General features: G+C 36.6%; 7 protein-coding genes, 1 pseudogene and 1 other annotated feature. All 8 genes and pseudogenes read left to right on the top strand.

What is annotated here, in order from left to right; genetic code table 11:
- Positions 1-160 precede the first annotated feature (160 nt).
- A complete protein-coding gene (locus tag ACSYTJ_RS07290) occupies positions 161-1,183 on the top strand; it encodes a hypothetical protein (RefSeq protein ID WP_491720208.1) in 1,023 nt (340 codons plus the stop codon).
- Between the two features lie 117 nt (positions 1,184-1,300).
- Positions 1,301-2,179, top strand: a pseudogene (locus ACSYTJ_RS07285) (DNA/RNA non-specific endonuclease); the annotation flags it as partial.
- A 326-nt stretch (positions 2,180-2,505) separates the two neighbouring features.
- Positions 2,506-2,768 (top strand) — a binding site (T-box leader).
- Between the two features lie 91 nt (positions 2,769-2,859).
- Entirely contained in the window at positions 2,860-5,136 is a 2,277-nt protein-coding gene (gene metE / locus ACSYTJ_RS07280) for a 5-methyltetrahydropteroyltriglutamate--homocysteine S-methyltransferase (protein ID WP_491720207.1), read from the top strand.
- On the top strand, positions 5,123-6,022 hold the full coding sequence (gene metF, locus ACSYTJ_RS07275; protein WP_491720206.1) for a methylenetetrahydrofolate reductase [NAD(P)H]: 900 nt from the start codon (positions 5,123-5,125) through the stop codon (positions 6,020-6,022). The genes metE and metF overlap by 14 nt, the downstream gene beginning before the upstream one ends.
- A 109-nt stretch (positions 6,023-6,131) precedes the next feature.
- Complete coding sequence (locus ACSYTJ_RS07270) at positions 6,132-6,974, top strand: oxidoreductase (protein ID WP_491720205.1); 843 nt, start codon at positions 6,132-6,134, stop codon at positions 6,972-6,974.
- A 359-nt stretch (positions 6,975-7,333) separates the two neighbouring features.
- Positions 7,334-8,299: a ketopantoate reductase family protein gene (locus ACSYTJ_RS07265; protein WP_491720204.1), complete on the top strand. Its 966-nt coding sequence runs from the start codon at positions 7,334-7,336 to the stop codon at positions 8,297-8,299.
- Positions 8,300-8,824: 525 nt separating this feature from the next.
- Positions 8,825-9,535 carry an aspartate/glutamate racemase family protein gene (locus tag ACSYTJ_RS07260; protein ID WP_491720203.1) on the top strand — a complete coding sequence of 237 codons (711 nt, stop codon included), beginning with the start codon at positions 8,825-8,827 and terminating at the stop codon, positions 9,533-9,535.
- A gap of 251 nt (positions 9,536-9,786) precedes the next feature.
- Positions 9,787-10,170 (top strand): GNAT family N-acetyltransferase, encoded by a 384-nt coding sequence (locus ACSYTJ_RS07255; RefSeq protein ID WP_491720450.1) that lies wholly within the window; start codon positions 9,787-9,789, stop codon positions 10,168-10,170.
- The last annotated feature ends 380 nt before the right edge of the window (positions 10,171-10,550 follow it).

The following is a 10,550-nucleotide window of genomic DNA, read 5'->3' as shown; positions in this document are numbered from 1 at the left end:
TTAAAATAAAAATCCCAATTTCTGATTATTATTCAGAAATTGGGATTTTTGATTGGAATTTATAAAATTGTTTTAAGTAAAAATAGATTATGATACAATGTAATTAGTTTATTATTTAACTTTTTTTTAAGTTAAAAATTTAATACTGGAGTTGTTAATTATGAAATTTTCAAAATGGGCAACGGCTTTAGCAGCAGTTGTCTTATTTTCTAGCATTGGTGCTACTTCTGCAAATGCAATGTCTACATATAATCAAAAGCAGACTGCTGTTACTAGTATTCCAAAAGTCAATGTAGTTCAAAATCCTAACATAACAAGAAGCTTACCAAAGTATAGTTATGGTAAAAATCAATTGAATGATCAGGGTAGACTTAACCATATTGCTGTGAATGCTGGTGCTACTGGTGTTAGTTTTACTACCACTGCGTTCTTGATGACTAGTCAAGGTTCCCCACAGAGTGCTGTTTTAGTTGGTAAGTATTTATATGCAATGTACAATCAAAATCGTAGTGAAAGCGATAATGATGCTAATGACTACATTGTTCGTTATGATACTAGCAAGCTAAAAAACAACGTCTTTTCTGCAGATGCGATTAAAGTAGGACCTACCTTTAGGGGTGGTCATGGTCAATCCCTATCATATAACCCAAAGACTAATCAATTATGGTTCCTAAACATTGCTCGTGGTTCTGCTACCAGTGCATCTGCCGAATTAATTAGTAAAAGCTCATTAACACCAACTAATAAGGTTCAATTTAAGTTCTCTACCAATGGTAGTTCCATTGATAACAACTTAACTTTTGATAAGTATGGACGTGCTTATACTTATGTTAAGAGTGGTGGGGGTAGTGTTCCTCAAGGTGCTTACAAGATTTATCGTGGAACGATTTCCACTAAGGGTGTTCACTTCGACTTAATGAAGAGTGCAATCAGACATTCTGCTGGAGCAATTCCACAAGGCTTTGCTTACAACCCAGCTAATGATCGGCTTTACTTTATTTCTGATGGAAGTATCGTTTCAGCCCCCGCTAGCAAGTTAAATAATCTTTCTAAGTCAGATATTAAATATATTCATGCTGCATCAGATCGTGAATTTGAAGGTATGGTCTTTAGTAGTAATGGAACTGGTTATTTAATCGCGCTTCGTCCTGATGAAATCATGGCAATGCATGGTTCATTCTAGTTCAGTTTAATTTAATCATTATAAAAATAGTACTCAAATTTATTTTGGGTGCTATTTTTTGTTGAATAATCTTAAAAAATATTTAATAATCATATATGAATAAAGGGAGTGATAAAAATGCATAAAAAATGGAAATGGATAGGAATTATATTTGCATTCTTTTTGGCAATGGGCTTTATTGGTAATTTATCAAATGGTGATGAAAAAAGTAGCAGTCAACAAAGTAGTCAAGTTGAACATAGTTCATCAAGTAGTAGTGAATCCAATTCAGTCACTAGTCATTCTAATGCTGAAAAGAAAGCCACTGTTCATAAAAAAGCCGTTCACGTTAAAAAGAAGGCTAAGAATAATGATGATAAAGGAATTATTGCTGAACTAGCAGCTAAGAATTATCATAGTGGCGATGCTGCTTACATAAATGTAAATGGAGGGCAAAGTACCCTAAAGGCAAGCGATTGGACCAGTAATCATATCAGTTATGCTAATTTAGATGATTTGAATCGAACCTCTTCGGCTAATACTGCCTATTTGGAAAGTCGCAATGTCGCTAATGATTCATTGAGAACTACACAAACGGTTTATCCTACTGGCTGGCACCAAAAATTTATTAATAACGAGGCAATTATTAATCGTGGTCATATGATTGCATATAGTCTTTCAAAGGGAATATCGATTGATGGTTCCTATAATCCGAATGATCAGTCTGGGGACCAAAATAACCCTAAAAATTTATTTACCCAAACGGCATTTAGTAATCAACGGGTGCAGACTATTTATGAATCACAGGTTCGTTCAGCCCTAAGAGAGGGTCAAAAAGTGGTTTATCAAGTTCAACCAATCTTTCGGGGTTCTGAATTAATGGCTCGTGGGGTGCACCTACAAGCGATTTCGACTGATGGTTCCTTAAACTTTAACGTTTACTTGTTCAACGTTCAACCAGGGGTTTCATTTGATTATGCAACTGGACGTTCCACGATCGATCATTCAATGACAGTCCCAACACCAGCTGGGGCACCGACCTTTCATGACGATAGTGATTATTCATCAAGTGGTAGCTATCATCAATATCGGCGGCACCGTTCTACCTTAGGTTATTTTGCGGGAGCATATGCAGCCCATAAGGTTTATCAACATTACCGTTATCGCCATAGCTACAGTGATCGAACTCACTATTACAGGCCAAGTTACTATTATCGTCATAAGTATTAATACTCATTTTAAATTCTACTAAATTCATTTAGTAGAATTTTTTTAATTATTTTTACATTTTTGTTTGACAAAACAAAATAAAAGGAATATTATAGGTTCAACATAAATTATTAAAAGTTACTGAGAAAAGATGAGTAATTAGTTGTAAGCATCACAGAAAGCCACGTTGTTGAGAAGTGGTATGTAAACGGCTAGTGAAGATGGTCTTGGAGTAACCACATAGTCGGTGAGTTATAGAAAAATAATAAGCCGACTACGATTAACAACCGTTAAAATGTTTGAGTATAGCTATCATTGAGTGTACTTATTGAGGGTTAGTCCGATTTTGACTAACTGAATTAGGGTGGTACCGCGTACATAATAATGCGCCCCTAGACAAGCAGCAGAAAAGCTGTATGTCTAGGGGCGTTTTTTTATGCACATTTTTAATCAATTTATGTAAATACAAATCTAAGGGGTTTTAGAATATGACAAAAACAATTATCGGATTTCCAAGAATTGGGGAACATCGTGAACTAAAGTTTGCTACTGAACATTACTGGAAGCACCAAATTGATCAATCAGAATTATTGGCAAAAGCACATGCAATTAAAGTTGCTCACTGGCAAGCACAAAAAGATGCCGGAATTGATTTAATTCCCGTTGGTGACTTTTCATTTTTTGATAACTTATTGGACACGGCGGTTTCATTGAACATCGTTTCCAAGCGGTACCGTGACTTAGACGTTTCAGAATTAGACGAATATTTTGCTCAAGCGCGTGGTTACCAAGCCGATGGTGAAACCGTTCGTGCATTACCAATGAAGAAGTGGTTTAACACTAACTACCACTACATCGTTCCTGAATTTACTAAGGACACTACCATTAAGTTAATTGGTAATAAATTATTTGATGAAATTAAAGAAGCTAAGGAATTTGGCATCGATCCTAAGGCCGTTATCGTGGGACCTTATACACTCTTGAAATTATCCCGCTTCCTTGACGACACTAAGCCAAGTCAATTCGTTCAACCATTGATCGAAGCCTACCAAGAATTACTTACTAAGCTAAAAGATGAAGACGTTAAGTTCTTACAAATTGATGAACCTGCACTATCATTTGATGTAAATGCAGATGAAAAGGCCATCTTTGATCAACTATACGATGCGATTTTAGCTAACGCTGCTGGGGTCAATGTGATCTTACAAAGCTACTTTGGTGACATTCGTGATGTTTACGAAGACGTAGTTAACAAGCCATTCTATGGAATTGGTTTGGATCTATTAGAGGGTCATCAAAATATCGAATTAATTAAGCAACATGGTTTTCCAGCTGACAAGCACCTCTTCGCAGGGGTTGTGAATGGTAAAAACATCTGGCGAAACGAATATGACCATACTTTAGCGTTACTAGATCAAATCAAAACCGATGCACCAATCGTATTAAGCACTTCATGTTCATTGCTCCACGTTCCATATTCAGCAGCCAATGAAGATAAATTAACTGGCGACGTTAAACAACACTTAGCATTTGCCATTGAAAAGTTGACTGAATTAGTTGACTTAGACCATATCGTTAACAAAGACGCTGAAGGCGCCGACCTATTAGCTAAGAATGAATCATTATTCAAGAATGTTAAGCATCCATTTAATTCAGCAGTTCACGATCGAATCAACGCTTTGAGTGACTCAGATTACACCCGTCTCCCTGAAAGAAGTGAACGTGAAAAAGTTCAAAAAGCTGAATTTAAGTTACCAATTTTACCTACTACGACAATTGGATCTTTCCCACAAACTGCTGACGTTCGTGCCAACCGTCGGAAGTTTAGACACAACGAAATCACTCGTGAACAATACGATCAATTTAACCGTGATAAAATTGCCCGAATTATTAAAATTCAAGAAGATTTAGGCTTAGATGTATTAGTCCATGGTGAATACGAACGAAATGACATGGTTGAATACTTTGGTGAAAAACTAGATGGGTTCGTATTTACCCAAAATGGTTGGGTTCAATCATACGGAACCCGTGGAGTTAAACCACCAATCATCTGGGGAGATATTAGTAGAAACGCCCCTATTACCGTTGCAGATTCAGTTTATGCAAACAAGCTGACTGATAAGTGGGTCAAAGGGATGTTAACTGGTCCTGTAACCATCTTTAATTGGTCATTCCCACGTGAAGACATTGCCAGAAAAGAAACGGTTACCCAAATCTCACTAGCATTAAGAGATGAAGTGCTAGACCTTGAAAAGAACGACATCAAGATCATTCAAATTGATGAACCAGCACTTCGTGAAAACCTACCACTTCGTAAGTCTGACTGGTACAAAGAATACCTTGATTGGGCAGTGCCAGCATTTAGATTGGTCCACAGTGGTGTCCAAGAGAGTACCCAAATTCATACGCATATGTGCTACAGCGAATTTGGTGACATCCTAAGAGCCATCGATAACCTAGATGCCGATGTGATCTCATTCGAAGCCTCCCGTGCTGACTTCACGTTAATCGACGAATTAGTTGATGATAATTTCCAAACTGAAGTGGGACCTGGGGTTTATGATATCCATTCACCACGAATTCCATCCGAAGATGAAATCCAAGATTTAATTCAACAAATTATTAGCAAGTTACCAGTTGATAAGATTTGGATCAACCCAGATTGTGGGTTAAAGACGCGTTCAGAACAAGAATCGTTTGATAGTTTAAAGAACATGGTTGAAGCAACCAAAGTAGTAAGGGGGAGCATTTATGAACATAGCTGATCTTTTTAAACACAAAACTGTGTTTTCACTTGAAGTCTTTCCACCTAAGAAATATTCTTCCGTGGAAACGATATTACCGACCTTGACGGCTTTAAAAGAAGTTAATCCTGATTTTATATCAGTGACTTTAGGAGCAGGTGGTTCTGCCCAAAGCGATGGGACGGTGGCCGTAGTTAATCTAATCCAAAATCATCTCAATATTCCAGCAATGGCGCATGTGCCGGGTTTATATCAAGATCAGACTCAAGTCGATCAGCTAATTCAACGCCTTCATTCAATTAATGTTGATAACATTTTAGCTTTACGTGGTGATGCGATTCCTGGTTTATCACCACGGGGAGTGTTCAAGCACGCCAGTGATTTAATTGCATACGTGCATGAAAAGTATCCGGACATCAATATTGCGAGTGCATGTTATCCAGAGTGCCATCAAGAGGCGACTTCATTTGTTGATGATATCAATCATTTAAAATTAAAGATTGAATCCGGGAGTGATCATCTAATTTCGCAATTATTTTTCGACAATAATCATTTCTATGATTTTCAAGAAAAATTAGCATTAGCTGGAATTAACGTTCCAGTGGAAGCCGGAATTATGCCTTGCACCAGTAAGAAACAGATTGAACGGATTACGCAAATTTCTGGGGTCCCAGTTCCGGAGAAGTTCAAAAAAATGATGAACCGTTACGCTGATAATAAAATTGCGTTACGGGATGCTGGAATTGCCTATGCCATTGATCAAATTGTTGATCTAGTTTCTCAAGGGGTAGATGGAATTCACCTATACACAATGAATAAACCCGAAGTGGCTCAACGGATTTGGGATGCCACTAAGAACATCTTCGGTGCTAGTAAAATTCAAAATGGCGAATTGAAAGTTAAATAGTTTCAGGGGGGGTCAAGCAATCAATTGGTGCTTGGCTTCTTTTTAATCTAAAGCGTAATTTTTAAAATAAATTATTCATAATAAATTATTAATAATTAGGGGCGATAACATGAGCAAGACATGGTTAATTACAGGAACTTCGACAGGGTTTGGTCGTGAGTTGGCTAAACAACTAGCTGAACAGGGCGAAGTGAATATTGTTGCGAGTGCTAGAAAAACGGCTGAGTTGGCATATTTGGATCAATACGACCATGGCCAGATTCTAAAGACGCAACTGGATGTTACTAATCATGATCAAATCAAAGCAACGGTAAAAGCGGCACTTGATCAATTTGGTTCGATCGATGTATTAGTGAACAATGCTGGATTGGGATACTTTGCTACGTTTGAGGAAAGTGATGAAAAACAGACTCGCTATATGTTTGATGTTAACTTCTGGGGCTTAGTGGATATGACAAGGGCGGTATTACCGACAATGCGGAAACAACGCTCTGGAATCATTGTTAACCTATCTTCAATTGCTGGCATTAAGGGGACGACCGCTCTTTCTTTTTACAATGCAACCAAGCATGCGGTGGAAGGCGTTAGCAAGGGCTTACAAGCTGAAGTAGCCCCATTGGGAATTAAATTAATGTTAGTTGAACCAAGTGCTTTTAGGACGGATTGGGCGGGGCGTTCATCCTTAAAGACGGTCAGTCAAATCAAGGATTACCAAGCGCTTTCTGATAATCGAATCGCTGGAAGAAGTGACAATGACCACAATCAGTTAGGGGATCCAAAGATTGCAGCGCAGATCATTATCGACCAAGTGGAAAATAATGCCGCTGATTTACCACTTCACCTTCCATTGGGTCAACAGGCGATTGATTCTGGTTTGAAAGAATTTAAGCGCAATGCAGCTAGCTATGAAAAGTATGCGGACCTTGCTAAATCAGCCGATCGGCCTGATTAATCAAATTTAAATTAAAAAATAATGAAAAAATTGTTGACATTCTCATTTATTTCAAGGTATACTATCACCAATCAATAAATGAACTGATTGATTCGATGGATTCGGATATTAGATTTACTAAGCAAGTGTCGTTTGATGGGAGGACATTAAATTCTAATTTCTTAAAGATCGATTCAAAAACATTGTTTGCTTTTCGAGGCGAACTGGTTATCACCCATTAAAGTGATTAGGATGATTACAATCCGAAAAGAGGAGCCGATATGGCTTGAAGATAGGTGGTACCACGTTTTAAGACGTCCTTCAGAATTTTTCTGAAGGGCGTTTTTTAGTTCATACATACAATAAAGGGGATAGATGATATGAAATATGGATTTATTGGTGCAGGTGCAATGGGTTATCGTTACGGAGTAATGATGCAAGAAAACGCAGGAATTGATGTTGATTTTATCGATACTTGGGAACCAAACGTTACAAAAGTTCGTGAACAAGGTGGCGTAAAGGTTGCCCGTGATCATGAAAATCAACGTATTGTCCCAATTAACATTTATTATCCAGAAGAATACACTGGTCATCCAGACGTTTGGATTATCTTTAAAAAACAAATGCAGCTAGAAGAAGAACTAGAACGTGATAATGCAGCAGGAATTTTTCACCGTGATCAATACGCATTCTCGGCGATGAACGGAATGGGTCATTTTGAAAAAATCGAAAAGTTTTTTGATCGTGATAAAATCATCTGTGGAACTGCAATGATTGCTACTCGAATGGATGCTCCTGCAGATGTTGATTTCATGGGTCCCGTTGACGGAGAAGTCATGCACATGGCACCTTATGACAACGAACCGGCTGATGAAACCACTAAGCAAGTATTTGAAGATTTCAAGGCTGCTAAGTTAGGCCCTGTAATGGCCAAAGAATGGAAAGGGATGTGTATGTCCAAGGTGGTTTATAACGCCGTTGTGAACACCCTTTGTACCATGTTCGAACTTCAAATGGGTCAATTCATTGAGTATCCTAAGGTTCCAGAAATGGCAACGCAATTATTTAATGAATCTTTTGATGCCTGTGAACGAGCTGGGATTCAAATGATTGAAACCCGCCAAGAACAAATTGATTCTGTTACGACCACTAGTCATCAATTCAAATATCATTATCCTTCTATGTATCAAGACTTCTCCAAGGGTCGTCCGACAGAAGTAGATTATATCAATGGTTATATTGCTGAAATTGGACGTGAGAATGACTACGTTTGTCGTACCCATGAATTTATCGTAAATGAAGTCCACATGGTTGAATTAATGCGCAAGTATAAGCACAACAATTAGAATAATAAATATACACAAATCACATAGTAACATGACATAGTAACACCACATATTGCTCGATTTAATTTTAAGTTATCCCATAGTTTTACCCACATAAATAGATATCAAAATTGATATAATTAAGACCTGTAATTTTATTTTCAGGTCTTTTTTTATTGATATATAAATATTTTAAATCGCAATTTTCTTTGATCATATGGATAATAATACAGACTTATGTTGGGGCCTTTCAGGAATGATTATTATTAAAAGGATCTCTTTACTATGCTAAAATCATATTCAAAAGAACACAGTATTAAATTATTAGTTAAAGGCTGCGATGTTTCAGCTAATATGAAGATTCCATTTGAATTTTCTTATTCTTGATACATTAGATCGTTTATATAATACAGAAGATGTATTTCGTTATAAGGTGGAAAAGGTAATTTTTAATTCATACTAATCTAACTTATGGGATTATTTTTACAATTAATTAAACAACTTAGTAATAAGTGATTGTTACATTAACTAACGGAGGAAATCAAAATGAAAAAATTAGGAATTATTGGTGGGATTGGTCCTGAAGCAACCATTCGATATTATAATGATATCATTAAGGGCTACCAGGAAAAGATTGGGAGCACCCAATCGTTACCAGAAATCACAATTGAAAGCATCAATATGTATCATATGTTCAAGTTATTAGATGCCAATCAACTAAATCAAGTTGCAGATTACGTGAGTAGCGCTGCTGATTATTTAAAACAATCGGGAGCCGACTTTGGATTGATGTGCGGCAATACTCCTCACATTGCTTTCAAGCAGATTCAGGCACGAACTAAATTGCCGTTGATAAGCATCGTAGATACTTCTTTAACTCGAGCTAAGCAACTAAATTTACACCGACTATTATTACTGGGAACTAAGTTTACAATGAATAACGATTTTTTTAGCAAGCCGTTCACAGATTCAGGAATTAAAATTTACTTGCCAAGCCATGATGAACAAAATTGGTTACACTTAAAAATTATAAGTGAGTTAGAAAATGGTATTGTTAATCAAGATACCAAAATGCAATTAACTCAAATGATTGATCAGCTAATCATAGACGATGAATTGGATGGGGTGATTCTAGGATGCACCGAGTTACCGCTCATTATTAAACCAACCGATTTACCAGTTGCGACCTTTGATATTGCCAAAATTCAAATTGAAGCCGCTGTTAATACCATTTTAGAAAATAATGTTCTACACTAAAAATAGTTAAATATTGGTATGTGCAGGCGTAACTCAATAAACAGTGCCGTTGAAACGACTGGAATCAATTTTCCATCTTTTCAATGCGCACTTTTTTATTTTAAGGAGGAAATATAATGGCTGAAATTTACTTAATGGTTGCTAGAAACACTGATTTAGATCAAGTTACATCAATTATTGAAGAAGCACGGGAATTGCTAAAAGCAGATGGTAGTGATCAATGGTAAAACGGGTATCCGAATCGTGAAACACTGCTAGAAGATATCGACAGTGAGTCTAGCTATGTTTTAATTGTTGATGGAAACGTTGCTGGAACAGCATATCTGATGACGGTGGACGAACCAATTTATCAAGAAATTGATGGCAGTTGGAGTCGTCCTGCTGAGCAATATACCACTATCCATAGAATTGCAATTGCGAGCCAATACCATGGTATGCATTTGGGCTCGTACTTACTTTCTAATTTAATTACCGTTTCGGTAATGAAGGGGTATCGTAACGTTCGCTTTGATACCAGACCCGTTAATAAACGAATGCAAGAATTGGGAAAGCGGTTTGGCTTTGAATACCGTGGCATTATTTGGGTTGTTTACGATGGAAATCAAAAACAGCTTGCGTTTGAATTGAATCTATAATGATTAGTTTTAACTTATGTGATCCTAACTCCAGATGCTTTAATATATAGCGTTGATAATTATAAAAAGTAAGTGATATTTGAGATTAATATCCCGTTTATTCACATGACAGCATTGACTTTAAAAAGAAACAAGCCATTACCGATCATTTGGTTATACGGTATTAATGTAAAATTAAGCTTAAAAAAATTTATTTTTGTTGTTGACATTCAATATTAAACGGATTATTATATCTTTAACATATTAATTAAAGGTTACTGAGAAAAGATGAGTAAACACTAAGTTGATTTTAACAGAGACCCTTGTTTGATGAGATTAGGGATTTCAATTGGTGTTGAAGATGGTCTTGGAGTAATTTTAAGTGGTGAGTTTGATAATGA

This window comes from Nicoliella sp. ESL1113 (assembly GCF_058509245.1).
Note: the sequence above shows the minus strand (reverse complement) of the source record. Positions and strands in the feature narration are given on the sequence as shown.